Here is a 26,592-nt window from a genome sequence, read left to right as displayed (position 1 = left end):
AAATGCAAATACAAAAAACAATTTGTATTATTTGTACTTTTTATATTGCGACAAGTTGTACTATTTGTTATATTTGTTACAACAAAAAGAAATCGCTTTCACAAGGAGGAGTTGGCACTATGGCAGTCAAGGTCGTCATCATCGGTGGAGGTTCGAGTTATACCCCCGAAATCATTGAAGGTTTGATCCAGCGGCAAGCGACGTTTCCGGTTCGGGAGATCGTTCTTGTCGACATCGAGGAAGGGAGAGACAAATTAGACATCGTCGGCCGTCTCGCCGAACGGATGATTCAAAAGGCAGGCGCTGACATCAGACTCAGTTGGACGCTCGACCGGAAAGCCGCACTTGTTAGTGCCGACTTCGTCTCGACGCAGATTCGCGTCGGTGGCCTGAAAGCCCGCGCTTTGGATGAACGCATCCCGCTCAAGCACGGCTTCATCGGGCAAGAGACGAACGGTGCCGGCGGCCTGTTCAAAGCGTTCCGGACGATTCCAGTGTTGATTGAGCTCGCTAATGAGATGGCGGAGATTTGCCCGGACGCGTGGCTCGTCAACTTTACGAACCCGGCCGGTATCGTCACCGAGGCCGTCTTGCAACACTCGGCCCACAAGAAAGTCATCGGCGTCTGTAACATCCCGTTCAACATGCGCAACTCGGTCGCTGAGATTTTAGACACGCCGGTCGAACGTGTCGCTATCGAATTCATCGGACTCAACCATTTCGTATTCGGCCGTCACGTCTGGGTCGACGGCGTCGATCGCACGGACGACGTGCTCACGTCACTGAACGCCGGCACCGACTACTCGCCGGCGAACATCGTCGGGCTCGGTTGGAGCGAATCGTTCTTGAAATCGCTCCGCATGTTGCCGAACCCGTACCATCAATACTATTTCCAAACGGCGGACGTACTCGCGAAAGATCTAGCAGCGTATGAACAGAACGGCACGCGCGCCGAGGTCGTCCAGCAAGTCGAGGCGCAACTGTTCGAGAAATACAAAGACGTCGATCTCGACGTGAAGCCTGTTGAGCTCGAACAGCGCGGCGGCGCCTATTATTCCGACGCCGCCTGCAATTTGATGGACTCGATCTACAACGATCGCGGCGATATCCAGACGGTCAACACGTTGAACCGCGGCGCGATTCGCGATTTACCGGACGACGCCGTCATCGAAGTGAACGCCGTCATCACGAAGGCTGGTCCACGTCCGATTTCAATCGGCGCGTTACCGCTCCCGATCAAAGGACTCATCACCAACTTGAAGACGTTTGAACAGCTCGCCATCCGCGCAGCGATGTCCGGCTCATACAACGATGCCTATCTCGCCTGCCTGATGAACCCGCTCATCCAAGATGAGAAGAAAATCGATCCGCTCCTCCGTGAGCTGTTCGATGCGCACGAAGCGTACTTACCACAATTTAAGAAGGAGGTTTACTCATGAACAAGTTTATCGAAATCGCTGGGCGCATCGGTTCCCAGCGACACTTAGTCGCCATCCGTGATGGATTCGTCTCGGTCATGCCGCTCATCATCGTTGGTTCGCTCGCTGTCCTCATTAACAACTTCCCGGCTATCAATTTAGGTGGCCTCTCACTCGACTTCGTCGGCATGATGAACAATGCGTTCGGCGAAGGGAACTGGCAAGGACTCGGCGGCAACATTTGGACGGCCTCGTTCGCCATATTAGGCCTTTTGGTCGCTTTCTCGATCGGGTATAACTTGGCCCGGTCATATGGAGTCGATGGGCTCGCCGCCGGTATTTTATCGGTCGCATCATACATCATGCTCGTGCCGGTCACAGAAGACTGGGGACTTAACTTCGCTTGGCTCGGTGCCCAAGGATTATTCGTTGCCATCATCGTCTCAATCGCAGTCACCGAACTGTTCCGTTACCTCATCAACACGAAATTGACGATCAAGATGCCGGAAGGCGTACCAGGCGGGGTCACCCGTTCGTTCCAAGCACTCATTCCGTCGATGCTCATCTTGACGCTCGTCGCCGGAGTTCAACTGTTCATGACACTCCAAGTCGAGCTCAGCATTTTTGAAGTCATCTTTAAAGTCATCCAGCAACCGCTTCAAGGGTTCGGCGACTCGCTCGCAGCCGGTCTCGTCATCGCTTTCTTGAACCACATCCTTTGGTTCTTCGGACTGCACGGCACGAACATCATCGGTTCGGTCATCGAGCCGATCTATCTCCCGCTCATCGAGCAAAACTTGGCCGCGTTCCAAGCAGGTGTGTCGGCTTACGACGTGCCGTACACGGTGACTAAACCGTTCCTCGACTCGTTCGTCTTCATGGGCGGATCAGGTACGACGTTCGCCCTGCTTCTCGCCATCTTCATCGTCGTCCGCAAACAGCGCAACCACCCGTACCACCAAGTTGCGAAACTGTCGGCTCCGGCCGGACTGTTCAACATTAACGAACCGGTCATCTTCGGTCTCCCGATCGTCTTGAACCCGGTCATGTTGATCCCGTTCATCTTGGTGCCGGTCACGCTCACGATCGTGTCGTACGTCGCCCTCTCAACGGGCATGGTACCGAAGACGGTCGCCATCGTGCCATGGACGACGCCACCGATCATCAGCGGTTACCTCGTCACCGGCGGTAGCGTCCGCGGCGTCTTGCTTCAACTCGTCAACTTGACGATTGCGACGGCGATGTATATCCCGTTCGTCATGGCAGGAGCGAAAGCGATGACGGCCGAAATCAATAAAAATAAAGCAGAAGTCAACGAAGGAGAGAAAATCAGTTGAAGACAGAAAGCATCCAACAATTATCGTTCATGATCATCTTGCACGCCGGAAACGCCCGCTCGTCGGCGTTCGAGGCGATCGCCGCCGCCAAACGCGGCGAAGGTGAACTTGCTGAAGCGAAAATGAAAGAAGCGGATGAGGCGTTTCTAGAAGCCCACAAGCTTCAAACCGAACTGTTGCAAGAAGAGGCACGCGGGGCGACGAGCGACATGAGCGTTTTGCTCGTCCACGCCCAAGATCACTTGATGACGGCAATGACCGTCAAAGAACTTGCGATCGAGATGGTCGATATGATCACTCGACTCAACCAATTGGAGGAATTGAAATGAACATCTTACTTGTCTGCTCGGCCGGTATGTCGACATCGATCCTTGTTGAAAAAATGCGCACCGAGGCTGCCTCACGTGGCTTGGACGCGACAATCGAAGCTATCCCGGAATCACGCTTGAAAGAACAAACGAACGTCGACGTCATCTTGATTGGACCACAAGTCCGCTACCTCGAAGGTAAGATCAAAGCATCCGTCACGGTACCGGTCGCTGTCATCGACAATATGGCTTACGGGCTCATGAAAGGCGACCAAGTGCTCGACCAAGCGCTCGGTCTCGTACAAAATGCATAAAACGCACGTCTTGATCAACGCCGACGACTTTGGACTGACATCTGGTGTGAATACCGGAATCCTCGACAGTCACCTCAAAGGGATCGTCAATTCGGCAACGATGATGATGAACGGCTATGCCGTCGATGAGGCCGTCACGCTCGCAAAACTCCATCCCGGCTTACGTGTCGGCGTGCATCTCGCCTTGACGTGGGGACGGCCGCTCGCAAAGACGAGTACACCGCTCACGAAAGAAGACGGGACGTTCCGCTACACGAACCGGTTTCTGACGGAAGCGGCACCCGACCCTGAGCTCGTCTACCTCGAGTGGAAAGCGCAAATCGAGGCGTTCCGCGCGACGGGACTGTCGCTCCATCACCTCGACAGCCACCATCACGTCCATGGCTGGCCGGCGATCCAAGACGTCATCGTACGCCTCGCCGAAGAATACGACACGACGTTTCGGGCCTTAACGATACTCGATGCACGACGGGACTTGTGGGTGACCGAGCGGTTCAGTGACCAGTTCTACGGCGATGGCGTGTCCAGGGCAACGCTCGACGCAATTCAACCAGGCGACTCGATCGAAGTCATGGTCCACCCGGCCGACATCGATGAGATTTTACCAAGCGTCACGTCTTACCTCGTGCAACGCTTACTGGAAAAGCAGCTATTGATCGACTATGAGCGCCCTGATTGGTGGGTGTAGAAAAAGAGAGTTGTTCACCGTTTACCGGCGAACAACTCTCTTTTCTGTTCGTAGATTAACCAGGTAGACCTCTTTCTTGTCTACTCATGTCTTCAATCACAATATCGTAAATCTCACCTAGCGACGCACAATATTTAACGAGATCCCACGGTTCGTTCGTGTGAAAATGAATCTTGATTAGATTTTCGTCCCCGACTGCCAACAAACAATCTCCCGCGAAGCTTGTGTTGATGTACTCAAATATCGCATCTTCGGACAGTTGCTCCCCTTCGATCAACAGTTGTGTATCATACTTGAATTCTATCATCTTGTTCACCTCCAATTTCAAAGGATAGACTAGACAGAGTGTAATGATTACCATCTAGTGCTAGATTATCTCTTTTAGTACCGATTGGCAAATCAGCCGTCGCTCTTCAAACTTCTAAAGGTTGAACTGGCGTTGAATCTGTCGCGCGACCGTTTCGGCATCAAGGTCCGTGTTATTGATCCGCAAATAGTTGTCGACATCGATCTCTCCATCACGCGAGTTCAAGCGGTACAGCGTCGCCGTCTGCTTCAACTCGGCCTCGGACCAGGCGATATCCCGTTTCGTCGGCTTATGCGCCAGCCGGTTCTCGGTCGTGTTCCGGGCGAGCCGCTCCTCGATGTCCGCTTCGAGCTCGACGTAGTAGACGTCGGCCCCGTGCGACTCGAACAGTTCCGCCACTCCTTCGATATAGGTCCGGTCTTCTTCCATATCAAACGCCCAGACGAACGTGAAGATCAAGCCGGGCTGATCGCTTTTCGCGACCGCTTCGAATAACTCGTGCCGAAATAATTGGACGAGTCGGCGCCCCTCGTCTGTCCCGTAATCAAAGAACGGGCTGACGAGATCGATCGTCATATGGTTATGTAGTAACTTCAATCCTGTCTGTTTCGCTAGCTCCTGGCCGACCGTCATCTTGCCGACGGCTTGTGGACCGATCAGTATGACAAGCTTCATTCCTTCCCCGTCCTTTATCCATTTTTTTCTAGCATACCATACGGCTCGAGTTCTCGAATAGGAACACTGAAAAGCGGGAAAACACGTACCAACGGCTGCTCAGCTTCTAAGGAGGACATTCTCATGCCAAAAGACCCCAAACTCGAACGCTTCGTCTTGCGTGTCTCAGTATTCGGTTCTTTATTCTTCGCCATCGCCGGGATCATCGTCGGTTACGCGTTATCGTCCGCTTTTATCCTGTTCGATGGCGTCTATTCGTTCTTGAGCGTCATCATGAGTTGGATCTCGCTCCGGGCCGGCGTGTTCATGCTGACGTCGGACAAGCGCTTCCCGTTCGGCAAGAGCACGATCGAGCCGTTCATCATCTTGTTCCAATATGGTGTCCTCTTATTCGTCATCGTCAACGCCTTCCTCGGTGCGATCGATGATATCCGCGCCGGCGGCAACGACCTCGTCCTCGGTTGGGCGCTCGTCTATCTCACAATCAGCGGCGCATTGACGTACGGGATCTTCCGCTACTTACGGACGTTCCAGATGAAAGCGAGCTCCGGTCTCGTCAGTGCCGAGATCGTCCAATGGCGACTCAGCTTCATCTTGACCGGTGGTGCCCTCATCGGCTATTTGATCGCCCAAGTGCTCGTCTGGCTATCATTTGACGCCATCTCCCCGTACGTCGATCCGGTCATGCTCATGCTGATCACCCTTTGGCTCGTCAAGACGCCGCTCATCGAGATGTGGGTCGCCATCAAAGAATTGATCGGGATGAACACCGAGACCCCGTACAGTAAACAGATCACACTCACCATCCTCCAAGTCGCCCATCAATACGAAGTCTCGAAAACATACGTCCGGACGACGAAGTCCGGTAATCTTCTGTTCATCGAGATCGACCTCGTCGTGGCGAAAGACTACCCGTATGACAAAATCGCCGAGCAGGACCGGATCCGTCAAAAGATCGAGGACGCGCTCGCCTTCTTGCCGTATGAGAAATGGCTGACGATCTCGTTCACACAAGACAATCGCTGGGCAGAATAATAGCGAGCGACATAACGTCACTCGCTACTTTTTATTGCTCAAACGCCCGGCGCAGAATCTCTTCTTCCTCGGCGTTTCCTAAGTTCCGGTTCACGACGCGCTCGATGTCGATGTCGAGTTCATCTTTCAATAAGTTCGCACTCCGATCTTGCCCGATGATGACGACCTCGTTCCATTTATGTTTCTTGTGTAAGGAACGAATCTCACCGGCGATATCCCGGTAAAACCGTCGGACTTGTTTTTCTTTCCGGCTGTCGAATTGGTCGATTTGGCTGCTTGACGCTGCCTCGCCACCTTTGCCGCGACCTTGGTACCGTCTCCATTGATCGGTGTCTAAATCAAGATCGAACACGACGACGTCCTCAACTTCACCGAGCCGCGTATCGTAGGCGGTGATGCTGTCGAGCTGGGCGAGCAAGATGCCCGTGTTCGGGAATTCGGCGTCGAGTCTCTCGATTTGGTCCAAGTTAGGTTTGTCACCGTAATGGAAGTCGTTCTCGACGTCAAGCTGCAGGAAGTGGAGCTCGAATAAGCCATCATTTCCTTCCGCAAACAAGACGATGCTGCGCAACAGCTTATGCTCGTTGCCCATAATCTCACGCTCGGCCCGTTCCCGGACGCCTTTGAACGCTTTCAACTTCGCCTCGTCTCCGTTCTTGATTTCTTGCTCGAGTCGGCGCAGCTCGTTCTTCAAATGAATCTCCCATTTGTCGCGCTCGCTCGGCTTCGTACTTAAGTAGAGACTCAGTACGCCCGCCTCCGCGTTATGCAGTTGCTTGATCTTTCCGAGTTCTGTTGATAATGCCATCTTGTTCCCTCCTCAGTAAATGAACGCAGCAAGTATCCCTGTGATGAACACAGATGTGATTGTGACCGTCGAGAACCCGGCGACAATCATTTTCGGTAATATTTCATCCTCGATAATATGCACCTCCTCTTCCGTCTCCCCGATATTCTTCGCCGCCTCTTCGCTCAAGATGAGTGTTCCTGGGAAACCATATAACGACGTCAACCCGATCGCCATCGACATCTCTTTCGAGTAGCCGAGGAAGCGGCCGACGAGGAGCGCAAACAACAAAAGTCCGGACACGCCGAGAACGAATGAAATCGTGATCGGCACGATCAAATCGAACAACGCACTCGGTGACAGCGTCGCGAGTGGTCCGAATATGATGAGCAGGATGGCGATCATGATGAGACCGTACGCATCGATCCCGTTCAACGCGTTCGCTTTCAAAACCTTGAAGCGGCGCAACACGATACCGAGGATCAAGGCGATGACGAACGTGTTCAGGTAACCGTTCGTCCATCCGCTGATGACGGTCGAAATCAAGACGACGACCCCCATGACGAACAACGTCCCGGCCGTCGTATGGAACGGCGCCGGCAAAATCGAGTCATCTGTCTCGTCATGGACGACGGCATGTTGTTCAGGCGTGACGAGCGTCCCGTCCCGATGTGCCGTCCGGATGCGGAGTGCCTCTTTCCGTAAGATGATCGACGTGAGCGGAAAACCAATCAGCCCTTGCGTCGCCGCGATCAAGACCGGGAATACAGCGACCGAGACGAGTCCCGCGTTGACGGCGGCGTCTTGGACGAGAATGATCGAGATCGTCCCGCCGCTGATGGCTGCGATGGCACTTAAAATATAGTTCGTATCGAGGAAAAATTGCCCGATCACGTATAGAAAAATCCCGATGCCGAGCACGGCGGAGACACCGATGACGAACGTCTTCCATTGCCGCTTGAACTCGTCGAGACTGATGAGCGTCCCGAGATGGACGATAACGAGTCCGACGACCGTCTGACCGAGGGCTAGTAAAGATGATGACGGTAACAAATCTTCCGGGAACAATCCGGATTTGAAGCCGACGAGAAAGATGACAGACGCGACAAATAGCGAGGACAGCAACGCTTTCGTTTTCTTGGCGACGAAATCACTGATCGTCCAAATGAGCATGACGATTGTGAAGGCGAGTAAGGAGTTCATGAAGGGCTCCCCTTTCCAAAGTTAGACGCGCGGTTGGTAGCTGAATCCTAATCCATGCACATCGGCGACGTTGTAGACGATCATGAACGAGCGTTTATCGATTGCGTCGATCGTTCTGAGTGCCGTCTGATATTCGCCACGTGTCAACACGATCATCAACATTTCCCGATTTTCTCCTTGAAATCCTCCTCTCACGTCAAAGACCGTGATTCCCCGGTCGACGTCCCGATAGAGTGCCTGCTTGATGTCGTCTAGGTGCGACTCGCTCATGATGAAGATGGCTTTTTTCCGGTCGAGGCCGAGCTCGATATACGCCATGACCGCCGACGTCAAAATGATCGAGGCGATTGCGAACAGGAACGATTCGATCCCGAAGACGAACAAGCTTGAGACGACGATGAGCGCATCGGTCAAAAAGAAGCCAATCGCCGTGTTCAACCCGGTGTATTTGTGCAAGATGAGCGGCGGAATCGTCGTCCCTCCGCTCGAGGCACCGATTCGGTACAGCATGGCGACCGCCGCAGCGAACAAGATACTGCCGAACACGACCGAGAAGAACCGGTCTGTCGTGACCATATATTTCGGGACGACGGCGAGAACGAGCGGCAAGAACAGGCTGCCGAGCAGCGTATTGTAAAACACTTTCTTCCCGAGAAAGACGAACGTCAAGACGAGCATGACCCCGTTCAAGACAAAGACGACGATCGAGCGGTCGATGCCGAGCACTTCTTCTAACAAAATTCCGATCCCGGTCACGCCACCGGCAGCAATCTCGTGAGGACCTAAAAACAAGTTGATCGCCAACCCGAGGACGATGATCGAGGCGAGGATGATGCCGACGTCAATGATTCGTTTTCGCACGACAACCCATCCCCTTCCCTCATGCTTTGAACGACTGCATTGTCTCAATCAACCGGAGTACGAACGTCACACTGTCCTCGAGCTCTTTGATCGGGATCGACTCATCGACCGTATGGATCGCGTCGTACCCGATGGAGACGTTGAGTGCGACTTTTCCGAACTCGTTGAACACGTTGGCATCACTCCCACCGCCGCTATGCTCATAACGTACCGGAAACGAAGTATGCGCTAGCGCTGCCGAGACGTGGCGGACGAACGGTTCGTCTTCCTCGAACCGATAGCTCCGGATCATCTGTTGTTGCTTGATGTCGACCGTGCCGCCATGGTTTTGTGCCGCTCGTTCGAACGTCTCGATCATGTGTGCGACTTGTTCGACGCAGGCGTCGTGATCGAGCGACCGGGCCTCCCCGACGAGCGTCGCATGTTCCATGACGACGTTACTGCCGGTCCCTCCCGAGATCTTGCCGATGTTCGCGGTCGTTTGTTCAGTGATGCGCCCGAGTTTCATCTGATGAATCGCCTCGGCCGCGATGACGAGTGCCGAGATGCCTTTCTCCGGTTCGAGTCCGGCGTGGGCCGCCTTCCCGTGGATATCGATATTCAGGCTGAACATACTCGGCGAACTTAAGATGATGCCGCCGACCGGTCCGCCGTTGTCGAGGATGAGCCCGTGCTTCGCTTTCAGTGTTGACATATCGAGCGCTTTCGCTCCGAGCAAACCGACTTCTTCTCCTGGTGTGAGTACGAGTTCGATCGGCCCGTGCCGGGTTCGTCCTTCACGCAACCGTTCCACCACTTCAATCATGATGGCGATCCCGGCCTTGTCGTCGGCCGCTAAAATCGTCTCTCCTTCTGAATAGACAACATCATCCCGAATGACCGGAACGATGCCTTTACCAGGTGACACCGTATCGATATGAGCCGACAGGAATAACGGTGCGATCGAGGCGTCGCCGGCTAGACGGGCAATCAAATTGTTCGAACCGAGACCGGTCTCTGCTGTCGAGTCATCCTCGTCAAGTTCGAGACCAAGTCCATCGAATCGTTCTTTTAAATACTCTAAAAATGGACCTTCGGCATAAGACTCTGAATCAATTTGGACGAGTTCCATGAACGTGTGGGTGATGCGCGAGGACATATTAGTCGCTCCTTTCGATCGGAAGCTTCGACTGTTTGCGTAACGCGTATAGTTTTTGCAAGTTGAGGAATGTGACTTTCAAGACGGCATAGAACGGGACGGCGAGCAGCATGCCGACGATACCGGCGAGGCGTCCCGCGACGAGCAGGACAAGAGTGATGGTGATGGGATGGACACGGAGTGACTTGCCTTGGACGAGCGGTGAGATGATGTTGGCGTCAAGTTGTTGGACGATGGTGATGGCGATGATGACGTAGAGCGCCTTAATCGGTTCGTCGATGAACGCAATCAAAACGGCGGGTGCGGCCCCGAGAAACGGACCGAAGTAAGGGATGATGTTCGTCGCGAAAATGAACAGACCGAGCGGCAGGAAGAACGGGACGTCGAGCAGCCAAAGAGCGATTGTCGCGAAGAAGCCGACGAACGTACAGACGATGAGCTGGGCCCGGACGTAACGTTTGATCGTCTCGTGCATGTCGTGCAAGATGTGACGGGCATTTTGTTCATACGCCTCAGGGATCCACCGCACGATCGCCGTCGCGAGCTTGCCCCCGTCAATGAGCATGAACACGTACAAGAATAGAGCGATGAACAACGTGAACAGTCCAGACACGATCAGCGCGAGCACGCGCCCGAGCGAACCGGCGACAGTACCGATGAGTGCACCGAGCGCGTCGGTCAACTGACGAATCCACGTCTCGATCGATGCCGCGTTCTGCTCGGCATAGTCCCGAAACCACGCGTATTCCTCGAGCCGTCCGTACAGCAACAAAAACTGACGGTAGCTTCCTTCAGCGAAACGTGGGAATGCGTCAAACAAGGCGAGCACCTGCCGGGTGATGAGCGGTCCGAGCGTGACGACGAACAACACGACGAGGGTGAGGAGCAACAGGAACACGCTCAAAATCGCAAGTGACCGTCGCTTCCATTTGATCTCAAGGAAATCGACGAGACCGACCGTCAAATAAAACAAGATGCCGGCGAACAAGAACGGCGTCAGTACGGTCGCGAAAAAGATACCGATCGGATAGAACAAAAATTCGACTTGTTTCGCCATGAAGATGATCGTCAAAATGAGCAGTATCCAAATACCGTTACGAAACGCACGCGTTGTCCAAAAGGGCTGCATGGACGTTTCCCCCTTTTTGAAGGATATCTATTTCTTTCCCGATTTTCGGAAGTTCATTCCCTCCCTGTCTGCTTACCCCGTCAAAATATTGTTTATCCCTGTTCCATTTAAGGTATAGCTAATCATCTATGCATATGAAGGAAGGTGTCACCCTCGTGACTTGTCCACGCTGCGGAACGAAGACCCGCTCAAAAACAACTGCTTGTCCGACGTGTGGCCATCGCCCCCGTCGCTTGAAATGGATTGCCATTTCGACCGTGATTGCACTTATCGCATTCATCTCTATTTTAACAGTCGCCTATTTGAAAGAAGCTCCTCGTTCGACGGATTCACTCGCTGACAAAGTCAACTTGAACATCGCCGAAGACACCGTCTCAGCCGATAACGCTTCGATGATTGATTTGGCGACGCTCGAGAAAAGTCTGTTTTCTGTCGGTGCCGGGACAGGATTTTTAATCAGCCCGCAAGACATTTTGACGGCTGCCCATAACGTTGAAGGTTTGACGACGATGACAATCGACCACGATGGGAAAAAAATTAAAGGGACCGTCGTCGGACGTACCGTCGACATCGCTGTCATCCGGATCAATCAAATGAAAGAGACGCCGTTCATGTTCAGCCACGCGATTGCTGCGGCGGACGAGACGCTCATCACGCTCATGCCGTCTAAACGGATCGAAGGCCAGATGACGTTCAATGAAACCGGGTATGAGCGCGAGTTCGATATCCCGAGACGGGCAATTGGCAGTCCGATTGTTGCTTCAGATGGACGGGTACTCGCCATGCACCTCAAGTCAAAAGCACTCCCGGTCGCCCTGTTCGAACAAGACGTGCTCGCGTTTCTTGAGTCGGACACACCAGCGCCACCGTTAGCTAAACTAGCACCGGTCGCACCAATCACGCCACCTCGAAATGAGCATCCTGTGACGGAACCAGCGCCAGCGCCGCAACCAGAAGCCGAGGCTCCTGCCCCGGAAGCTGCGCCAGAACCGGCCGCACCTGCTGAAGAGCCGATTGAAGACGCACCGGCAACGCCAGAGGAAACGCCAGAGCCTGAAGTCGTTGAACCGGAAGTGCCAGCTGAAGAACCAACGCCGCCTCCCGTCACAGAAGAACCGGTCACACCGGAACCTCCTGTGACAGAACCGGCAGAACCGGTGGCTCCTGAAAAACCAGCGGCTGAAGCGGAGAAACCAGTCAAAAAGCAAGAGACCAAACCGAAAGATCAGCCACAAGAAAAACCGCCGGCTAAACAAGAGAAACCGGTCAAAGAAGAAAAACCGGTTCAAGAAGAACAACCCGCTAAACAAGAAAAGCATGTTGAAAAAGAACAACCCGCCAAACAAGAAAAGCCCGTAAAAAAAGAACAACCTGCTAAACAAGAAAAGCCTGTTAAAAAAGAGCAGCCTGCTAAAGAAGAGAAATCAGAAAAGCCTAAACCGGCTGCCACAGAGCGAGACGAAGAAAGCACGCCTTCCGACTAAATCGGAAGACGTGCTTTTTACTCGCTCTTATTCAATTTGCGTTGCACGTTACCGACCGCGGCCCCGAGTAACAGCAGCAAAATCGATAGCATCCAAAACGGGATTGCGTCTTGCAAGAGCCAGACGAGAAATGCGCTCAGCGCGATGACGCCGCCGAGCCAAAGAAAATTCCACTGTCCCATATGACTCACCTCGCATCCATCATAGCACATCAATCCGGTGCGCCGCCGCCTGGGGTGGCAATGATTTCGTCATCATCTCACTATGCTTGACCCGCACGAATTGACCGACCGCGAGCGTCGATATGTCTCCAATCTGTTCATCTAGATGAAACACGATGCCGTCGAACGGTTCAGCCTCCAAATTTGGTGCGACCCGGATTCGCGCTGCCTCGAGTTCGACGATATAGCCCATGAATGTGACCACATTGATCCCTCCTTCCCCCAAATGCGCTTCCCCTCTTTTCTTTTCCCATTTTTTCAAAAAATGTTACTTCATGAAGCGATTGACTTGTATAATAAAGCGACAATCACAAACGCTGGGAGGGACCTCATTTGAAACACACCATCGACTTACACACCCCAGACTTTCAGCGCACCTTCCTTGAGATGATGCTCCTTGAAGAGTTGATCGACGACTATAACGCCGAGGCCATCGAGACGCTCATCGTCCGCGGCGAGACGGCTTTCCCGAACGACCCGTTCTTCCCGGCGATGCGAGCTTATCCGCTCATCCGCGAAGGCGACTTCAAGACAGCCAGACAAGTGCTCGAAACCGCGAGTACGATGGGTGACCATTACCTCATCCATTGCCTGCACGGCGCCCTCAGCGAAGACGCCGGGTTTACGTTTGAGGCCGAGCAACATTATTGCCGCGCCGTCGAGCGCTATCCGGACGTGCCGATGACTCGGCGCGCCCTTGCCATCCATTACTTCAATCGTAAATTCTACGGCGAAGCGGGCTTACACATCATGCACTACGTCCGTCTCGCCGGTTTCAGCGAAGAGACCGTGCCGATGTTGCTCGAATTCTTCCAAGCGTTCGACGAGATCCCGCTCGAGATGAACGACGAGCTGCTCAAAGCCGCAATCGGCTATTTGAACGCGAATCCGCGAAACCCACGGGCCCATTCGCTCTATGCCTCGATTTGCAGCCACCGCGTCGAGATGCTCGTCAAGCGTTTGCCGGAAGACGGCCAACTCGACGACGAGACGATCGCGACGCTGCTCGAAGTCGAAGAGCACGGCATGTGGAGCGCGACGTACGACGACAGTGAGGACAAAATGTTTCGCGCCATGTTCGCCGACTATATCGATAACGTCGTCTTGCCGAACACGTCCCGAACGTATGTATATCGCCTGCGCCTGCGCTACTGGTATCATCGCCTGACCCACCGCCTGACCGGGGGCTATGCGGATACGATGCGACAATCCTAAACGACAGCCCGAACTCAAAAAGAGTTCGGGCTGTCGTCTGCTTATGGTATTGAACGCTGTCTAACTCACCCCATGTACGGGTGAATCGGTCCGCGCAGTTCAAATGAGTAGTCCTCGTGATTGACGATGCCGACAGTTTGATCGCTCTCAAGCAATTGAACTAAAAACTCGGCCATCTCTTCGGCCGTATGGTACTTCGCGACGTTCTCACTGTAATCAAAGTTCTCTTCCTCGCGGGCCCGGCTCGCAAATCCGGTCTCGGTCGCAGCCGGTGCGAGCACTTTCGCCCGCAACTTGTCGCCGTTTTGGATAAGTTCTTGGGCGAGGCCTTCCGTGTAGGCGCTGACGAAGAACTTCGTCGCGCTGTACGTGACCCCTTTCGCCGCGATGCGGTAGCCGACGACCGAGGCGATGTTTAGGAGTGTCGCCCCTTCGACCTTATGGTAGTCCCGAACGTACAAGTTCGACAAGACGGTCAGTGCCTCGACGTTTAAACGAATCATGTTTTCCATTTTCCCGACTTCGGCGTCTTTCACAAGATTTGAGTCCCCGAACCCGGCGTTATTGATCCACGTCTCGATATCGAGGTCGGCGAGCGACTCATAGAGTGCATAGACGTTTTCACTATATGACAAGTCATTCGTTTTGAGGATGACGTCGCTGTCTGGTGAGATCGACTTGATCTCGTCACGCAATTTTTGAAGCTCGTCCGTGCGACGCGCGACGAGCACGAACGATTTCCCTTGCTTGGCAAGCTGCTTCGCCGCCTCGTAGCCGATGCCTGAACTTGCCCCTGTGATGACCGTATATTTCATTCAAATTCCCCTTTTCCATCTAAAATGCGTTCTATCCCGTCATTCCCGAAACGTAGCATCGTCAATCCTTTGAACGTACAAAAGCCGTCCGAGGACGGCTAAAGTCACGTATTGAATTTTCCGATCAACGTCTGCAGATCTCCCGTCATGTTCCCGAGTGACTCGGCGACGCCGTTCAACTCTTGGATCATCGCGAGCTGTGAATCGGCTGTCTCACCGACCGAACGCATCGTCTCTGCCATCTGTTCGCTCTCGGTCGCAATCCCGAGGGCGGCCGTGGCGACTTGTTTTGTCGTCAAAGCGATCTCGTTTGAGGCGACACGAATATGCAACGTGTTCTCAACCGACGTCTCGAGTTGGACGACGATTTGCTGGAACGCGTTTGTCGCTTTCTCCAACAGTTTTGTATTCGCCTCGACCCGCTTCGCACTGAGTTCGTGCCTTGCGAGCACGGCGTTCGATTGGACTTGGATCGATTCGATCAATCCGGCGATGCGCGCGGCCGACTGTTTTGACTGTTCGGCGAGTTTCCGGACTTCTTCGGCGACGACGGCAAACCCTTTGCCTTGTTCACCGGCCCGGGCCGCTTCGATGGCCGCGTTCAAGGCGAGCAAGTTCGTCTGGTCCGTGATCGACTGGATGACTTCCGTGATCAAGGCGATCTCGTCTGACTGATGTTTCAACGCCGCGATCGATTCCCCGGTCATTCGTGTCTCAGTTGCAAGGGCGAGCACTTCTTGTTTCGCTTGTTGAATCGTCTCGTCCCCTTGTTCAGCGAGCTTTAGACTCATCGCGACGTCTTCGCTGATCGTACCGATTGAACGGGCGATCTGTTCGACGCCTTCATCGGCCGCTGCGACCGCTTTGGCACTGCCCGTCGCTTCTTTCGCTTGTTGAATCGTCTCTTCGACGACCGCCTCGATCATCCGAGTCGTCTCTTCAGTTTGCGACGACATCTCTTCCGTACTGGCGTAAAGCTCTTCCGATTGCGCCGTGATCTCTTGGGCGTTACGGTTCACTTCATTGATCAACTCACGCAAGTTGCCTTTCATTTGGTTAAATCCGACCATGAGCTGCCCGATCTCGTCACGCGTCAGCGCGTCCAAGTCGGCGCGTGTCAAATCGCCATTCGCGACGACGGCGACTTCGTCTGACAACATCCGGAGCGGAACGGTCACCATTTGTTTCAAGGCGTAACCGGCCCCAATTGTCAGGAGCAAGATGAGAATCGCGATTCCTGTGGAGTACAAGACTGCCTTCTCACCTAACTTTTCAAGTCTTCGTTGCTGCTCGAACATCTCCGCCTCTGACTCGGCTTGTAACCGCTCGCCCGTCTCCGTGATTGACGCTGTCACATCCGGCATGAGTCGAAGCGCGAGTCGGTCGATCGATTCTTCGTCCCCGTCATCGATTGCTGCAATCAATTGGGTGGCTAACTCATCATAGCCGGTTGCGTAGGCTAAAAGATTCTCGAGTTCTGTCTGCTCTTCTTTCGTCTCGGCAAGTTCAATGAGTGTCTGAATCGCCTGTTTCTTATCTTCTGACCCGCGTTTCTCTGCTTCGAGACGCGAGTCATCTTGCTCGAGTATGTAACCTCGCAGTCCATACGCCTGACGCGTCATGCCGAGCGACAGGTCGTCGGCCGCCTTCATCTTCATCACGTCCTGGCTAATCATGTCTTCATACTGATTCGTCATATTTTGAAGCGTCCATAAGTTATAACCCATGCCGAACGCGACGAACAATAAAATAAGTCCGATACCACTAAATAATTTTTGCGTTAATGACAGTGTTTTCAATCGTTTCATCTCTTTTGAGGAACACGTCCTCTCCCACCTCTACTTCTCTCTAATTTTGTATTGCCACTCTTATATCGGATAACAAAACCTAATATGTACCAAATAAAAGAAGTCTGACTTCTTATTGACTACCTTTAACAGTTTTATGTTCCAATTTTTGTCACAATAAAAGACCACAGTCGTTTGACTGTGGTCCTGTCTCACAATTTGAACTGTGACACGCGATTCGATAGTTCGGCCGCCCGCTGTTCCGTCTCGTTCATCCGTTGTTGGACATCGTTGAACCGCTCGACGGATAGTTGGACTTTCTCTGAGATTGACTGCGTTCCGTCCGCTCCTTCCGTCACGGTCGTTGCGACTTCTTGGATGACGTGCAAGATGCTGTCAGTCATATGGCGGAGCTGCAACGCGTTCGTCTCGAACGTATTCGCCGTCTTGCCGAATACGGTAGCGTCCTCTTCGTACTGCGTTGCCGATTCCTCGAGCCGGTCGTAGTCGGCGAGCACGTTCGTGTTCAAGAACGTGAGCATATCTGCCGAGCTCGTATTGAGCCGTTCGACCGAATCGATGACCGTATTCGACACCGCTTGAATCTCGTTCACAGTTTGACGCGAGTTCTCGGCGAGCTTACGGATCTCTGACGCGACGACGGCAAAGCCTCGCCCGGCGTCACCGGCCCGGGCCGCCTCGATCGATGCGTTCAAGGCGAGCAGGTTCGTCTGGTCGGCGATTGTGAGGATCGCACTCGTCAAGACGCGGATCTCTTCGACCGACTGGGCACCTTTGATCGCCTCATCGAGCTCGACGCGTTTTTTCTGGATGATGGCGTTCGCTTCCGTCTTCGAGGCGATGGCTTGCGTGCGCATCGCGTGGGCACGCTGTTCGACATGTCCAGCTGTTTTGGCACTATCGTTCGAGAGATCGACGATCGTATCGATCGAGCTGCCCATCTCGGTCGTCGAGGCACTCATCTCTTGCGACGAAGCAGCCGTCTCTTCCATCCCGGCCGTCAGTTCTTCGACCGTACCTGACGTCTCTTCCATATAACGGCTCAATTGGGTCACTTCCGCGGCGACTTCTCGCGACGATGTGAGCACGACTTTTGCCGTCTCGTCGACATCGATCATAATCTCACGAAGCGAAGCGAGAAAAACGTTGAATGAACGGCTCACTTGCGCGATCTCATCGTTCGACGTGACCGGGATCGACACCGTCAAATCGCCGCCTTGCGATGCCAGTTCATCGAATTTCGTCTGAAGCATCCGCATCGGCTTGATGATTGAACGAAGTAGACTCATCCCAAGGAACAAGAGGATCACGATCGCTCCAACCGTCACGGCCAGCAAGGCGATGAGCGCTTGTTGAAACTCGCGCTCCATGTCCGCCCCGACTTGCCGCGAGCCTTCTGAGTTGTAATCGACGAGTTCGGTCAGGCGTTGCGTAAAATTATCATATGTAGACCGGGACTGGGCATCGTAGTACGAGCGGGCCATGCCGTTGTTGCCCGATGTACTAAAAATGAGCATGTTGTCTGACACGCGTTGATACATCTCCCATTGGCGAGCGAAGTTGGCGAACAGTTCTTTATCGGTCTCACCTGACGCTGTCGCCTCATATTTCGGAGCGAGTTCATTGATTTGGGTCCGAATCTCTTTCAGTCTCGCCATCAATTCTTCTTTTCCGGCCGCGTCCTCGGTCACGATATGCTCGAGTTCGAGTGCACGATAGTTCGCGGCGAGCGTGTTCAGTTCGTGGGCGTAGTCGAGCCCTTTATTCCAATTGTTGACGACATCGTCGCCTTGACGGTTCGCGTCGGCGAGTGACAACAGCGAGTAGCCGCCGACACCGGCGACCATGACGAGTGCGAGGATGACGAGTCCCCATAATTTTTTGCGAATCGTCAGGCCTTTCCCCGAAGACGCGGGTACTTCTACTTTTTGTCGTTTCCGTTGTTTCGGTTTCCATGTAAAGCGGCGGACATCGATGCGACGCAGGTTCAATCGGCGTACAGCCGCTGCCCATTTTTCTTTCCATGCCATGTATGTATTCCCCTCTCAAGTACAACGTTTCATTATTTATCGTCTTGAAGTCGAGAAGTTTAAAGTGAATTGACCAAAATAAAAAAAGATGACTGAAAACTCAGTCACCTTCCGGGTTCGGTTATTGGATGTTCAATACAGTCTCCGTACCTTCGATCATCTTGATTTCGGTCCACTTGACGACGTTTTTGCCGAGAGGGTCGTTCGCGACCATGAAGTCGGCGAGCGCTTGCACTTTCGCTGGGTCGACCGGTTGTTTGACGTTGTTCAAACGGAAGCGGGCAACTTTGTTAAACGTGTCCAAAAAGGCAATCTCTAGTTTTGTCTCAGTCATGATTCATTTCCTCCTTAGAATGTGAGTGGATTAGGCTAAGTCGTATTCGCGGACGACCGATACGGTGAAATCTTCATGTTCGAGAAGATCGAGCATGAGCTGACCGTATGAGTCGGCAACATCTGCCGTGAGCGCAGCGCGAATCGGACCGAATCGTTGCGTCTTCTTCGTCGGTTTCAAACTTTCGAGGTCATGGTGCGTCGTCAGGACGAGCGTGGCTTTCTTTTCTGTCAGCTGTGCCATAAGGGGATGGCTCCTTTCGGGGAGTGGTTACGATTCAGATGGATAGGTGGAATCCAGACGTTCGAGCAGCTGAATCATCCGCTCAAGACGTGTCTCGATCCGATGGAGCAGATAGAGCGAGACGACAATCGGGAATCCGAGGTTTGAGATGAGTTCGGGCCAGCTCATGTGACCACCTGCTCATCGTGCCGATTGTGAGCGGCGGGACGAGGGGGTATTAGCATAAGTGGGAGCCTCCAATTTAGACCGTCACGTGGAACTCACGCGACACGACGTACGTAGCGGATTCAACCGCGAGGAACGGGATCAACAAGTCGCCAAACTGTTTGATCTCCTCGGTCTCCATCCGCGCACCGAGCGGACCGAAGCGGACGAGCTGACGTTTTTCCTTGCCGTCAACGAGCCGTTTCGTGTCGAGATAAAAAACGCTTGCATATTCTCGATACACTGCCATATGTCTCACCTCCTTCGCCCTTATTAACCGATGAAGAAACCGTTTTGCTCAAAAATCGTAAATGTTCCAACCGTGACTTTTGAACCACATCGCCAAGCAGTCGCTATGTTTGTCTCAAATCATTCCTATGACTTGCATCACCATACCATTTAGGGTATTTTTATAGACGTTGTGTAAATTTTACAACCGCATCGAAAGTCCCATAAATTCATTGCCACGCTTTCAAAAAATGAACAGTTAAATTTTTGAAAATAGGGTACTATACGAGGGAGGGTACTACTACCCGGCAGACTTGAAGAAGGAGCTAACACTAGATGAACAACTTAGACATCGCACTCGCCACGCCAATTCCTTCCGCTCAATTTGAAGTTGACACGATCGATTTAACGTTCTTTGCGACCGAATGGGATGCATATCGTCCCGAACTAGGTAAACCATTTCAATATAACGGGCGCCATTTAATTGTCTATCCGCTTAAAGAATTGAGTCGCGCCTTCACCGTTGCCGGCATCCCACGCAGCCAGCAACAGTTGATCAAATGGGAGACGGACGGCGTGTTACCGCCGACCCCGTTCACGATGGGACGCAAACGTTTTTATACGGAAAATCAGATCCGGACAATCATCGATATTGCTTTGGAATGTGGATTACGACCACGTACGCACGTCAGAAAGACTAACTTTTCAGATCAAGTACATGTAGAATTGACGTACATACTCCAATACGAATTAGCCGAGCGAGAAAGTTCGCTCGCATGAGTGCACATAAAAAGCCTTTCCCAACGATCAACGTGTCGTTGGGAAAGGCTTTTTGTCAGTCAATGGCAACGGCACGTAAGTATAAGTCGAGCGACTCTTCAACTTCTGCAGAAACGAGTTCGATGAAATCATCATACGTACCGGTCGTATGTGCACGATCCAGTGCGTTGTAGTATGCCAAACGATTTTCAACTCTGATGATGACGGGCGGATATCCTGATTTCATCAATTCCAAATTGAGTAACAGGCGAGACGTTCGTCCATTCCCGTCGATGAAGGGATGGATCCCCACAAACTTACCATGCAACAACGCTCCGCGCTCCACCGGGTGAAGGTTGATTGCTTCTGTTTCGTACCAGTGAATCAGCTGCTCCATTTGTTCTTGAATCATATACGAAGGTGGCGGCGTATGGACAGCCCCGGCGATGAACACTTGTTGATCGCGGTACACACCTGCATACGCATCATCAATTCCTTTCAAAACCAACCGATGCAAGTTTTTGATTTGCCATTCTGAAAACGGTTCTTCCCGACGAACGATTTCTTCTACGTAGACAATCGCCTCTTGGTGATTGATAACTTCTAGATGTTCTCGCATCGTCTTCCCGCCAACCGTTATGCCTTCTAGGACAACTTTTGTCTCATTGATTGTCAACGTGTTGCCTTCGATGGCGTTCGAATTATACGTCCACTCTAAAAATAGTTTCTCTCTAAGACTTCGGAGTGTATACACTGGTAACGGCCGCTTTTGATCCAACTCCATTTTTTTTATTGTGATCCGTTCAAACATTCGCACCGTCTCCTTTCATGTACGCTTCTTGTTTGGTGGTAAATTAATTGTAGCATCAACGAGCTAAACGTACTTATCTCGATTTGAAATAAGTACGCGCAGCTCGTTGATGCTCTTCCTATAGTTGCTCCCGGGCCGCCTTTGGAATATCTGCGCCCGTTACTTCATCGTAAGACGTGACGACGTCTTGATCCTTCACATATAACTTCAAGTATGCCCCGCTTCGAAGCTCCTTCGCTGCCGTGAACGTGACTGTCTGCGGATCACCGTCTTTCGTCAGCGCTGGCATCGTATACTCGTAACGCCGGACGACGTCACCCGATTCGAGCGTCGTCTCCTCAACGTTTGTCGCTGCCCCGACTTGCACGTAGAGCGCTTCTTTCCCAAGCCGGTTCCAGTCAATGTTCACAAGCCCGAACGCCACGATGACGAGGGCGAAAGCCGCAATTATTAGTTTCTTCATAATATTCTCTCCTTCAGATAACGTATTTCGTAAACCGTCGAACCGTCAACACGTAATACAGGGCATAAATGGCAGAATAGACCGCCATCCAGACGAGCACCGGTACCGTGAAGTCCATAACGAGCAAGCGCGAGAACGCGAAGAGCGCGACCGAGGCATGCAAAATCCCTAACGAGAATGGTGCGAGGAACACGACCGCGATTTGTTGACGGATCGTGCGTTTAATGTCCCGCTTCGATATCCCAACTTTTCGTAGCACCGCGTACTTCGAACGGTCCTCCTCAGCCTCAGTCATCGTCTTGAAGTAGATGATGCTGCCCGTTGCGACGAGGAAGACGAGTCCGAGAAAACTGCCGACAAATAAGAGCGCTCCGTGTATCGCCATCGTCTCAGCGTATAACGCTGTCGCACTCGAGAAGTTTACTGCTACCGACAACCGGTCCGACAAGGCGGTCTGTTCTTTATAATCAGCGACGGACGCGACTTGATACATCGTCTCTTCTTCTGACAATGTCTTGAAGACGTCATCCGGTGTGACCAGCAACAGCCCGCCAAACGTCATGACGTTGAGCGGTGTCTCGTCATAGCGGGATGCGACTGCGTACGTCGCCCCGTTTAGCGTCACATCGTTCACATCTTCCGAGAAGCGTTCATCATAAAACGGATCAATCAAGAAGACGTCTTGCTCTTGGAGCGGTTCCGGCTCAACCCATCCTAAGCCTGAGGCGAGTCGTTGGAACGTCGTCTCGTCGATGACGCCATATTCCCGCTCTCCCATTTCACCAGCGACACGAACCGTCTTTTGCATGACGGTCGTCTCCGCCAACACGTCGGCGTCAATGTCTTGTTTGTCGCCTTGCCAGGCGAACGTATATGGAGCGTACGAAGTGACTTGTTGTTCCGCGTAATAGTAGACGCTGAAGATGGCCCCGCCGGCCGTGATCGCCGTCGCACTGATGATACTGATGAGCGTCAACGTCTTCGCGTTGCCCCGAATCCGGTACAACAGTTGTGACGTCGTCAATAAGTTGAGCCGGCGCCACGCCCAACGCTCGTTTGCTTTTAGGCGGGCGAGGATAAAGATGAGGACGCTATGGAACAAAAGACCGGAACCGATGACCGTAAGACCGATGATGAGGAGCGGCATCGCCGCCGCAAGATAACCCCAAAGCGGTGACGTTGCGAGGTCTTGCAGCGCAAGCGTGTAAGCCGTACCGAGGGTGAGGACTCCGATGAGCGCCATGAGCGGGCTCGCCTTCGGCACGTCCTCGCCTTTTTTGTCGGCATGGAACAGTTCGATTAATTTGAAGCGATAGATGACCCGGTAACCTTGGAACGATGTGAATAAAAAGATGGCGAGGAAGACGAGCGTCGTCTCGACGAGCGCCGAGGTCGAGACCGTGAACCCGATCGACAAGCCACTGTTCATCAAGTTGAGCAGCAGCCGCAACAAAAAGTTCGACCCAATCAAACCGAGCCCGATCCCGATCACGAGCGATACCGCACCGATGACGAGGTTCTCAAACAACAGGATGAGACCAATCTGCTTTTTCCTTACCCCGAGAAGAGAATACAGTCCGACTTCCCGCTTACGTCCTTTCAAGAAAAAGGCGTTCGAATAAGCGATAAACAGGGCGACGAAGATGAGCAGGATGAACGTCGAGGCGTTCATAAGACCGCTGATCTGCCCGGACGTCTCGGCGAGGGCACTGATCTCCCCGCTGTGTTTGAGCGTCGCGAACGTCATGTAGATGATGATCGAGAAGATCGTCGTCCCGACGTAGAGCGCGTACCGCGATAGATTGCGGGCGACGTTCTTCTTCGCCAAATCAAATAGCGTCATCGGTCGCACCGCCTTTTGCGAGCTCATCCAAAATCGCTTGATAAAACACGTCGCGCGACTTGCTGCCTCGAATCAACTCGTGCGATAGCTTTCCATCTTGAATATAGAGGACCCGGCGACAAAAGCTTGCGGCATAGGCATCGTGCGTCACCATCATGATTGTCGTCTCAGCCTCGTTCAGCCCGGCGAGTGTCTGTAACAGGTCGGTCGCCGACTTCGAATCGAGCGCACCGGTCGGCTCATCGGCGAAGATGAGTTTTGGATTGGCAACGAGCGCCCGGCATACGGCCGTCCGCTGTTTTTGTCCGCCCGAGATCTCGTACGGATATTGGTCGAGTATTGGCGTGATGCCGAATCGATTGGCGAGTGCATCGACTTTGTCGCGCGTCTCGTGGACCGGTGTCTTGGCGACGGCGAGCGGCAGCAAGATGTTCTCCCGGACCGTGAGCGAGTCGAGCAAGTTGTAGTCTTGGAAGATGAAGCCGAGATGATCGCGACGGAAGTCCGACAGCGATTCCTCATCGAGCTTGGCGATGTTTTTCCCTTCGACGAGGATATCCCCCGCGGTCGGTGTATCAATCGTCGCGAGCACGTTCAACAGTGTCGACTTTCCGGCGCCAGATGGTCCCATGATGCCGACAAATTCGCCGTGTTCGATCGTGAATGATACATCGTTGAGCGCCTTGAACGTTGTGTTGCCTTTCCCATATGTTTTTTCGATTGCGTTGACTTGTAATAATGATTCCATGAATAGCACCTCTTTCTAAACACTACGATACACGCGCCACCTTAACTGAAAATCACGCGTACCTTACGAAATCCTTAAATGATATGCTACAAGGAGAGGTGATTTCATTGGACCAACCACGTATTTTAATCGTCGACGACGAAAAAGACTTATGTATACTCATTCAAAAAGCGCTTGAGCGAGAAGGATTCACACAAATCGCGACCGCCCACACCGTCAAAAGCGGCTTGGAGACGTTCCAGACGTTCGCCCCGCACATCGCCATCCTCGACGTCATGTTGCCGGATGGTGAAGGCTATGACCTGTGCCGCCAAATCCGCGACACGTCGAACATTCCAATTTTGTTCTTATCCGCGAAGTCGGACGAAATCGACAAGATCCTCGGCCTCGCCATCGGCGGCGACGATTACATCACGAAGCCGTTCAGTCCGAAAGAAGTCGCCTTCCGCATCAAGGCGCAGCTTCGCCGTGTCTCGATGTACGACGCACCAGCACCCGTCGATACAATCGTCGGGCCGTTCCGGTTGAATGTAGACGAGACAGAAGCGTACAAAGACGGTGTCCGGCTCGAACTGACGGCGAAAGAAGTCGGCCTGCTCGCCTGCTTCATTCGTAATCCGAACCGGATTCTCAGTAAAGAAACGTTGTTCACCCGCGTCTGGGGCGAGGACTTTTACGGCTCTGACAATACGGTCATGGTGCACATGCGCCGGCTCCGCGAAAAAATCGAACCGAACCCGTCACAACCGATCTATATTAAGACGGTCAAAGGGCTCGGCTATAAGTTTGAGGCATAGGGGGCGTTTGAATTGAAATGGAAATTGACCGGACGTTACTTGGTGTCGATTCTTGCCATCGTTGCCATCGTCGTCATCTTGAACGTCGTCATTCTCGTCACGTTGCTCGTCAACGACCGGACCGGGATTGATGACGTCGAGAGCAACTCCGGAGAGACGTTCACCCGCACGTTCAACCAATACATGTCACTCGAGGACGGCGCGCCGGTCGTCAACGAAGACGGAATAACCGCCCTTGAGGAGTTCGGGGCGTTCATCCAAATCCTCGATGCTTCAGGTGACGTGGTGAGCGACGTCGGTGCGCCCGTTGACGCACCCGATGCCTACTCCCCAATCGAACTGATTCAGATTTATAAGTATAAAGACGACGACCTCGTCCTCTACTTCGTCGGTGAATTTGAAACGTATAGCTACTTGATCGGCGTACCAGACGCCAAAGAGGACCGTGCCCTGTTCATGCTCGATCCCGAGGCAATCTTCGCTTACGTGTCGCGAGCGACAGTCATCTTACTCATTGTCGATCTCGCCGTCGCCGCACTGATCGGGCTCGCCTTCAGTTCGATTTTGACACGCCCTGTCTATCGTTTGACCGAGCGGATCGCTCAGCTGAAAGCACGCGACTTCTCGACCGTCGAACCGAAACGGCCCGGCATGTACCGACCCGTGTTCGCAAACTTGAACGATGTGTCACAGACCCTGACGACATATGAGTCAGAACGGGAACAACTCGAGCGCCGCCGTAAAGAGTGGATGAGCAACGTGTCCCATGACTTGAAGACACCGCTCGCCTCGATCCAAGGCTACGCCGAACTGCTCGAGGATACAGGAATCGACGAGACGGAACGGCGCCAGTACGCTGAAGTCATCGAACGGCAAGCGCTCTATATGAAAGAACTACTCGATGACTTCAACTTGACGATGCGGCTGCAGCACGGTGATTTCCCGCTCAAACGCGAGACGACCGGGCTCGAGCCGTTCGTCCGCGAGCTCGTCATCGACGTCTTGAACGATCCACGATTTGCGACGCGCGACATCACGTTCTCAAGCACAGACGCCGCGTCACGTGACGTCGACCGTCATTTCATGAAGCGGGCTTTGCTCAACTTCATCTATAACGCCCTCCTCCATAACGACGAGTCAGTTACAGTATGTGTCACGGTCCTAGGCGGGACGATTATCGTGCAAGACGACGGGAATGGCATTGATGAAGCCGATCTGCCATATATTTTCGAACGTTATTACCGAGGGACGAATACGACCGACGCGCTCGGCAGTGGGCTCGGGATGGCGATTTCCCGGGACATCATCAAGGCACACGGGGGCACGGTCACCGTGACGAGTGATCTCGGTGTCGGGACGACGATTCAGATTGATCTGCCGTAATGAAAA

The 26,592-nt window shown here is 53.1% G+C and carries 31 protein-coding genes; 11 read left to right on the top strand and 20 right to left on the bottom strand.

Features of this window, described 5'->3' with window-relative positions; translation table 11 throughout:
* Positions 1-119 precede the first annotated feature (119 nt).
* Genes EVJ22_RS07870 through EVJ22_RS07850 form a run of 5 tightly spaced genes read left to right on the top strand, consistent with a single transcriptional unit; the run spans position 120 to position 4,065 of the window.
* On the top strand, positions 120-1,439 hold the full coding sequence (locus EVJ22_RS07870; protein ID WP_131443639.1) for a 6-phospho-beta-glucosidase: 1,320 nt from the start codon (positions 120-122) through the stop codon (positions 1,437-1,439).
* The gene (celB, locus tag EVJ22_RS07865; protein WP_131443638.1) at positions 1,436-2,755 is read left to right on the top strand and encodes a PTS cellobiose transporter subunit IIC; all 1,320 of its coding nucleotides are present in this window, start codon (positions 1,436-1,438) and stop codon (positions 2,753-2,755) included. The genes EVJ22_RS07870 and celB overlap by 4 nt, the downstream gene beginning before the upstream one ends.
* Positions 2,756-2,784: 29 nt before the next feature.
* Entirely contained in the window at positions 2,785-3,084 is a 300-nt protein-coding gene (locus EVJ22_RS07860) for a PTS sugar transporter subunit IIA (protein ID WP_035386318.1), read from the top strand.
* Positions 3,081-3,377 carry a PTS sugar transporter subunit IIB gene (locus tag EVJ22_RS07855; protein ID WP_071398177.1) on the top strand — a complete coding sequence of 99 codons (297 nt, stop codon included), beginning with the start codon at positions 3,081-3,083 and terminating at the stop codon, positions 3,375-3,377. Before EVJ22_RS07860 ends, EVJ22_RS07855 begins: the two co-directional genes overlap by 4 nt.
* A complete protein-coding gene (locus EVJ22_RS07850) occupies positions 3,370-4,065 on the top strand; it encodes a carbohydrate deacetylase (protein ID WP_131443637.1) in 696 nt (231 codons plus the stop codon). The genes EVJ22_RS07855 and EVJ22_RS07850 overlap by 8 nt, the downstream gene beginning before the upstream one ends.
* A 55-nt stretch (positions 4,066-4,120) precedes the next feature.
* Here the strand turns inward: EVJ22_RS07850 and EVJ22_RS07845 are convergent, their stop codons facing one another.
* Together EVJ22_RS07845 and EVJ22_RS07840 are read right to left on the bottom strand one after the other, a co-directional pair.
* The gene (locus EVJ22_RS07845) at positions 4,121-4,372 is read right to left on the bottom strand and encodes a dihydroxyacetone kinase (protein WP_035386313.1); all 252 of its coding nucleotides are present in this window, start codon (positions 4,370-4,372) and stop codon (positions 4,121-4,123) included.
* Positions 4,373-4,486: 114 nt separating this feature from the next.
* Positions 4,487-5,047, bottom strand: coding sequence for an AAA family ATPase (locus EVJ22_RS07840; protein WP_070328491.1), 561 nt, complete (start codon positions 5,045-5,047; stop codon positions 4,487-4,489).
* Between the two features lie 123 nt (positions 5,048-5,170).
* Between EVJ22_RS07840 and EVJ22_RS07835 the strand changes: the two genes are divergently transcribed.
* Positions 5,171-6,082: a cation diffusion facilitator family transporter gene (locus EVJ22_RS07835; RefSeq protein WP_071398179.1), complete on the top strand. Its 912-nt coding sequence runs from the start codon at positions 5,171-5,173 to the stop codon at positions 6,080-6,082.
* A gap of 31 nt (positions 6,083-6,113) precedes the next feature.
* Here the strand turns inward: EVJ22_RS07835 and EVJ22_RS07830 are convergent, their stop codons facing one another.
* From EVJ22_RS07830 to EVJ22_RS07810, 5 genes are read right to left on the bottom strand one after another with little or no spacing between them, the layout of a single operon-like run.
* The gene (locus EVJ22_RS07830) at positions 6,114-6,890 is read right to left on the bottom strand and encodes a VLRF1 family aeRF1-type release factor (RefSeq protein WP_131438921.1); all 777 of its coding nucleotides are present in this window, start codon (positions 6,888-6,890) and stop codon (positions 6,114-6,116) included.
* Between the two features lie 12 nt (positions 6,891-6,902).
* The gene (locus EVJ22_RS07825; protein WP_071398181.1) at positions 6,903-8,072 is read right to left on the bottom strand and encodes a hypothetical protein; all 1,170 of its coding nucleotides are present in this window, start codon (positions 8,070-8,072) and stop codon (positions 6,903-6,905) included.
* Between the two features lie 21 nt (positions 8,073-8,093).
* A complete protein-coding gene (locus tag EVJ22_RS07820) occupies positions 8,094-8,933 on the bottom strand; it encodes a YitT family protein (protein ID WP_131443636.1) in 840 nt (279 codons plus the stop codon).
* Positions 8,934-8,952: 19 nt separating this feature from the next.
* Positions 8,953-10,071 carry a M20/M25/M40 family metallo-hydrolase gene (locus EVJ22_RS07815; RefSeq protein ID WP_131443635.1) on the bottom strand — a complete coding sequence of 373 codons (1,119 nt, stop codon included), beginning with the start codon at positions 10,069-10,071 and terminating at the stop codon, positions 8,953-8,955.
* 1 nt (position 10,072) lies between these two features.
* Entirely contained in the window at positions 10,073-11,200 is a 1,128-nt protein-coding gene (locus tag EVJ22_RS07810) for an AI-2E family transporter (RefSeq protein WP_131443634.1), read from the bottom strand.
* 155 nt (positions 11,201-11,355) lie between these two features.
* Here EVJ22_RS07810 and EVJ22_RS07805 point away from each other — a divergent pair, with 155 nt between their 5' ends.
* Positions 11,356-12,684, top strand: a complete 1,329-nt coding sequence (locus tag EVJ22_RS07805; protein ID WP_131443633.1) for a S1 family peptidase — start codon at positions 11,356-11,358, stop codon at positions 12,682-12,684.
* A 17-nt stretch (positions 12,685-12,701) separates the two neighbouring features.
* Here the strand turns inward: EVJ22_RS07805 and EVJ22_RS15555 are convergent, their stop codons facing one another.
* Together EVJ22_RS15555 and EVJ22_RS07800 are read right to left on the bottom strand one after the other, a co-directional pair.
* Entirely contained in the window at positions 12,702-12,866 is a 165-nt protein-coding gene (locus EVJ22_RS15555; protein ID WP_173647375.1) for a hypothetical protein, read from the bottom strand.
* A gap of 19 nt (positions 12,867-12,885) precedes the next feature.
* A complete protein-coding gene (locus EVJ22_RS07800) occupies positions 12,886-13,110 on the bottom strand; it encodes a DUF3221 domain-containing protein (RefSeq protein ID WP_131443632.1) in 225 nt (74 codons plus the stop codon).
* Between the two features lie 128 nt (positions 13,111-13,238).
* Here EVJ22_RS07800 and EVJ22_RS07795 point away from each other — a divergent pair, with 128 nt between their 5' ends.
* Positions 13,239-14,120, top strand: coding sequence for a tetratricopeptide repeat protein (locus EVJ22_RS07795; protein ID WP_233589648.1), 882 nt, complete (start codon positions 13,239-13,241; stop codon positions 14,118-14,120).
* Between the two features lie 65 nt (positions 14,121-14,185).
* On the opposite strand, the gene EVJ22_RS07790 is transcribed toward EVJ22_RS07795, so the two are convergent.
* The 7 genes from EVJ22_RS07790 to EVJ22_RS07760 all read right to left on the bottom strand — a co-directional run bounded on the left by EVJ22_RS07790 (position 14,186) and on the right by EVJ22_RS07760 (position 19,804).
* Entirely contained in the window at positions 14,186-14,935 is a 750-nt protein-coding gene (locus EVJ22_RS07790) for an SDR family NAD(P)-dependent oxidoreductase (RefSeq protein ID WP_070328482.1), read from the bottom strand.
* Positions 14,936-15,039: 104 nt separating this feature from the next.
* A complete protein-coding gene (locus EVJ22_RS07785) occupies positions 15,040-16,743 on the bottom strand; it encodes a methyl-accepting chemotaxis protein (RefSeq protein WP_131443631.1) in 1,704 nt (567 codons plus the stop codon).
* 191 nt (positions 16,744-16,934) lie between these two features.
* Positions 16,935-18,773 carry a methyl-accepting chemotaxis protein gene (locus EVJ22_RS07780; protein WP_131443630.1) on the bottom strand — a complete coding sequence of 613 codons (1,839 nt, stop codon included), beginning with the start codon at positions 18,771-18,773 and terminating at the stop codon, positions 16,935-16,937.
* A gap of 121 nt (positions 18,774-18,894) precedes the next feature.
* Positions 18,895-19,107, bottom strand: a complete 213-nt coding sequence (locus tag EVJ22_RS07775) for a DUF2922 domain-containing protein (RefSeq protein ID WP_071398188.1) — start codon at positions 19,105-19,107, stop codon at positions 18,895-18,897.
* 30 nt (positions 19,108-19,137) lie between these two features.
* Positions 19,138-19,350 carry a hypothetical protein gene (locus EVJ22_RS07770; RefSeq protein WP_071398189.1) on the bottom strand — a complete coding sequence of 71 codons (213 nt, stop codon included), beginning with the start codon at positions 19,348-19,350 and terminating at the stop codon, positions 19,138-19,140.
* Positions 19,351-19,377: 27 nt separating this feature from the next.
* A complete protein-coding gene (locus EVJ22_RS07765; protein ID WP_016510821.1) occupies positions 19,378-19,518 on the bottom strand; it encodes a YvrJ family protein in 141 nt (46 codons plus the stop codon).
* A 73-nt stretch (positions 19,519-19,591) separates the two neighbouring features.
* The gene (locus EVJ22_RS07760) at positions 19,592-19,804 is read right to left on the bottom strand and encodes a hypothetical protein (RefSeq protein WP_071398190.1); all 213 of its coding nucleotides are present in this window, start codon (positions 19,802-19,804) and stop codon (positions 19,592-19,594) included.
* 314 nt (positions 19,805-20,118) lie between these two features.
* On the opposite strand from EVJ22_RS07760, the gene EVJ22_RS07755 reads away from it, so the two are divergent.
* Positions 20,119-20,562: a MerR family transcriptional regulator gene (locus EVJ22_RS07755; RefSeq protein WP_071398191.1), complete on the top strand. Its 444-nt coding sequence runs from the start codon at positions 20,119-20,121 to the stop codon at positions 20,560-20,562.
* 55 nt (positions 20,563-20,617) lie between these two features.
* Here the strand turns inward: EVJ22_RS07755 and EVJ22_RS07750 are convergent, their stop codons facing one another.
* The 4 genes from EVJ22_RS07750 to EVJ22_RS07735 form a co-directional block, all read right to left on the bottom strand.
* On the bottom strand, positions 20,618-21,352 hold the full coding sequence (locus EVJ22_RS07750) for a Fic family protein (protein ID WP_071398196.1): 735 nt from the start codon (positions 21,350-21,352) through the stop codon (positions 20,618-20,620).
* 118 nt (positions 21,353-21,470) lie between these two features.
* Positions 21,471-21,815, bottom strand: coding sequence for a YxeA family protein (locus EVJ22_RS07745; protein WP_071398197.1), 345 nt, complete (start codon positions 21,813-21,815; stop codon positions 21,471-21,473).
* 13 nt (positions 21,816-21,828) lie between these two features.
* A complete protein-coding gene (locus EVJ22_RS07740) occupies positions 21,829-23,658 on the bottom strand; it encodes an FtsX-like permease family protein (protein WP_071398198.1) in 1,830 nt (609 codons plus the stop codon).
* Positions 23,645-24,406 (bottom strand): ABC transporter ATP-binding protein, encoded by a 762-nt coding sequence (locus EVJ22_RS07735; RefSeq protein WP_131443629.1) that lies wholly within the window; start codon positions 24,404-24,406, stop codon positions 23,645-23,647. The genes EVJ22_RS07740 and EVJ22_RS07735 overlap by 14 nt, the downstream gene beginning before the upstream one ends.
* A gap of 107 nt (positions 24,407-24,513) precedes the next feature.
* Between EVJ22_RS07735 and EVJ22_RS07730 the strand changes: the two genes are divergently transcribed.
* Together EVJ22_RS07730 and EVJ22_RS07725 are read left to right on the top strand one after the other, a co-directional pair.
* Entirely contained in the window at positions 24,514-25,203 is a 690-nt protein-coding gene (locus EVJ22_RS07730; protein ID WP_131443628.1) for a response regulator transcription factor, read from the top strand.
* A 12-nt stretch (positions 25,204-25,215) separates the two neighbouring features.
* The gene (locus EVJ22_RS07725; RefSeq protein WP_131443627.1) at positions 25,216-26,586 is read left to right on the top strand and encodes a HAMP domain-containing sensor histidine kinase; all 1,371 of its coding nucleotides are present in this window, start codon (positions 25,216-25,218) and stop codon (positions 26,584-26,586) included.
* Positions 26,587-26,592 lie beyond the last annotated feature (6 nt).

This window comes from Exiguobacterium sp. SH0S7, from assembly GCF_004337195.1.
In the GTDB taxonomy this organism is placed as follows: Bacteria; Bacillota; Bacilli; order Exiguobacteriales; family Exiguobacteriaceae; genus Exiguobacterium; species Exiguobacterium aurantiacum_A.
This window is presented reverse-complemented; position numbering and strand designations above follow the sequence as displayed.

Excerpts from the sequence above, each read along its gene's own strand:
- EVJ22_RS07870 (WP_131443639.1), top strand. The coding sequence starts at position 120 with ATGGCAGTCAAGGTCGTCATCATCGGTGGAGGTTCGAGTTATACCCCC.
- celB (WP_131443638.1), top strand. The coding sequence starts at position 1,436 with ATGAACAAGTTTATCGAAATCGCTGGGCGCATCGGTTCCCAGCGACAC.
- EVJ22_RS07860 (WP_035386318.1), top strand. The coding sequence starts at position 2,785 with ATGATCATCTTGCACGCCGGAAACGCCCGCTCGTCGGCGTTCGAGGCG.
- EVJ22_RS07855 (WP_071398177.1), top strand. The coding sequence starts at position 3,081 with ATGAACATCTTACTTGTCTGCTCGGCCGGTATGTCGACATCGATCCTT.
- EVJ22_RS07850 (WP_131443637.1), top strand. The coding sequence starts at position 3,370 with ATGCATAAAACGCACGTCTTGATCAACGCCGACGACTTTGGACTGACA.
- EVJ22_RS07845 (WP_035386313.1), bottom strand. The coding sequence starts at position 4,372 with ATGATAGAATTCAAGTATGATACACAACTGTTGATCGAAGGGGAGCAA.
- EVJ22_RS07840 (WP_070328491.1), bottom strand. The coding sequence starts at position 5,047 with ATGAAGCTTGTCATACTGATCGGTCCACAAGCCGTCGGCAAGATGACG.
- EVJ22_RS07835 (WP_071398179.1), top strand. The coding sequence starts at position 5,171 with ATGCCAAAAGACCCCAAACTCGAACGCTTCGTCTTGCGTGTCTCAGTA.
- EVJ22_RS07830 (WP_131438921.1), bottom strand. The coding sequence starts at position 6,890 with ATGGCATTATCAACAGAACTCGGAAAGATCAAGCAACTGCATAACGCG.
- EVJ22_RS07825 (WP_071398181.1), bottom strand. The coding sequence starts at position 8,072 with ATGAACTCCTTACTCGCCTTCACAATCGTCATGCTCATTTGGACGATC.
- EVJ22_RS07815 (WP_131443635.1), bottom strand. The coding sequence starts at position 10,071 with ATGTCCTCGCGCATCACCCACACGTTCATGGAACTCGTCCAAATTGAT.
- EVJ22_RS07810 (WP_131443634.1), bottom strand. The coding sequence starts at position 11,200 with ATGCAGCCCTTTTGGACAACGCGTGCGTTTCGTAACGGTATTTGGATA.
- EVJ22_RS15555 (WP_173647375.1), bottom strand. The coding sequence starts at position 12,866 with ATGGGACAGTGGAATTTTCTTTGGCTCGGCGGCGTCATCGCGCTGAGC.
- EVJ22_RS07790 (WP_070328482.1), bottom strand. The coding sequence starts at position 14,935 with ATGAAATATACGGTCATCACAGGGGCAAGTTCAGGCATCGGCTACGAG.
- EVJ22_RS07785 (WP_131443631.1), bottom strand. The coding sequence starts at position 16,743 with ATGAAACGATTGAAAACACTGTCATTAACGCAAAAATTATTTAGTGGT.
- EVJ22_RS07780 (WP_131443630.1), bottom strand. The coding sequence starts at position 18,773 with ATGGCATGGAAAGAAAAATGGGCAGCGGCTGTACGCCGATTGAACCTG.
- EVJ22_RS07775 (WP_071398188.1), bottom strand. The coding sequence starts at position 19,107 with ATGACTGAGACAAAACTAGAGATTGCCTTTTTGGACACGTTTAACAAA.
- EVJ22_RS07770 (WP_071398189.1), bottom strand. The coding sequence starts at position 19,350 with ATGGCACAGCTGACAGAAAAGAAAGCCACGCTCGTCCTGACGACGCAC.
- EVJ22_RS07765 (WP_016510821.1), bottom strand. The coding sequence starts at position 19,518 with ATGAGCTGGCCCGAACTCATCTCAAACCTCGGATTCCCGATTGTCGTC.
- EVJ22_RS07760 (WP_071398190.1), bottom strand. The coding sequence starts at position 19,804 with ATGGCAGTGTATCGAGAATATGCAAGCGTTTTTTATCTCGACACGAAA.
- EVJ22_RS07755 (WP_071398191.1), top strand. The coding sequence starts at position 20,119 with ATGAACAACTTAGACATCGCACTCGCCACGCCAATTCCTTCCGCTCAA.
- EVJ22_RS07750 (WP_071398196.1), bottom strand. The coding sequence starts at position 21,352 with ATGTTTGAACGGATCACAATAAAAAAAATGGAGTTGGATCAAAAGCGG.
- EVJ22_RS07745 (WP_071398197.1), bottom strand. The coding sequence starts at position 21,815 with ATGAAGAAACTAATAATTGCGGCTTTCGCCCTCGTCATCGTGGCGTTC.
- EVJ22_RS07740 (WP_071398198.1), bottom strand. The coding sequence starts at position 23,658 with ATGACGCTATTTGATTTGGCGAAGAAGAACGTCGCCCGCAATCTATCG.
- EVJ22_RS07735 (WP_131443629.1), bottom strand. The coding sequence starts at position 24,406 with ATGGAATCATTATTACAAGTCAACGCAATCGAAAAAACATATGGGAAA.